The sequence below is a fragment of the Corynebacterium sp. ACRQJ genome (assembly GCF_022346045.1).
Classification (GTDB): Bacteria; Actinomycetota; Actinomycetes; order Mycobacteriales; family Mycobacteriaceae; genus Corynebacterium; species Corynebacterium evansiae.
The window spans coordinates 1-1,380 of record NZ_JAKRMT010000039.1; the positions used below are offsets into that span (position 1 = coordinate 1).

Annotated in this window: 1 protein-coding gene; it reads left to right on the forward strand. The window is 50.9% G+C overall.

Annotated features, from left to right (window positions below; genetic code table 11):
- The first annotated feature begins 224 nt into the window (after window positions 1–224).
- Window positions 225–905, forward strand: a complete 681-nt coding sequence (locus tag MHX52_RS10270) for an Abi family protein (RefSeq protein ID WP_080722665.1) — start codon at window positions 225–227, stop codon at window positions 903–905.
- Window positions 906–1,380 lie beyond the last annotated feature (475 nt).

Consider the following 1,380-nt stretch of genomic DNA (forward strand, 5'->3'; position numbering starts at 1 on the left):
GCACCAGCAGAATACGACACCGCCATCGACACCAGCTACCAACACAACCTCGGCATCCAAAAAGGCTGGATCAAATAACCGCAACACGCCCGGAAAAGACACACTTTTCTTTACTTAACCCGCTACCCCCAATAAATCTGTAGAAAATCAATAACCCCGGTGATGTACGTCTAAAACGCAGGGATCGCTCCGGGGCTTTCAATGCAATCCTAACACTGAAACGTATGCAATCCAACGGCAACGCAGGAAACAACCTGGATAGGTGGTTTTCACCAGAACGGATGAAAACCTACAGTTTCCACTCCGACCCGGAAGCTCTCTACCTTTGGAACACACGCATCACCAAAGCCTTCCTCGAAGATATTCAGCACGTCGAGGTACTGCTCCGTAACTGTGTCGATCTAGCGGTGTCTTCAAAATACGGACATCAGTGGTACACGAATACGGATATCCCGTTCAATGCTCAGGCTAAGAAGTCCATTCGAAAAGCTGAGCGTCGTGCCGGATCCGCCAGGAATACATCACCACCACCAGGTCGAGTTATCGCAGAGCTTAGTTTTGATTTCTGGAGATTTCTTTTTACCAATACCTACTCATCCACCATCTGGCCATTGGTCCAGAAAACTCTACATGCGATTCCCCAGTCAAACTCCACAAAGAGGTCAACTCATATCGGCGTGCCGTCATTACAGGATTTCAGATGCGAAGTCGATGTCATCTATACCTTGCGAAACCGTTGTGCACATCACGAGCCAATAGTTAAACCTAATCTGAAATTCGAAGATACTGCGCTAGATCGAGTGCAGGGCGCCCTGTCTCTTGTCGCTAACTGGATCAATCCGCAAGCAGCACAATGGATAGAATCGAATTCCAGGATTCCGGATTTGCGCCGCACGAGGCCTTAGGCCAGCAAAGCACGCCCGTTACCTTGTGAGTGTCCCCGATAATGAGGATAGTCGCTGGTCCCGGTATGGCTTACTCGCCCTGTAGTTTCCATAATCCGGGGGGGTGTTGCCGCCGGGTGCCAGGACTTTCGATGACAGCTGATAGGGACACGGCCAGTTTCAAACTAGGTCTCTTTGTAACGTAGGTGCTTGCAACGAAGGTCATGACGCCAGCGACTGGAACAACGCCATACCCATCTCGTTTTCTAGGAGCTCATCATGTCTCCGGAGCATTCCATCGACATATTCCTTGGGTTAGACGTCGGCAAATCTGAACACCACGCCTGCGCCTTAGACCGTGATGGCAACAAGGTCGGGCCTGACCCCCGGAAAGTAGACACGTCGGGGGTTAGCTATGCTGCTTGGGTCAGTGTAGCTGAATTAAGTGCTTCGAAGGTATCGGGGGCTAGAAGGTTGCACCAGGAGTGTCGTCTGC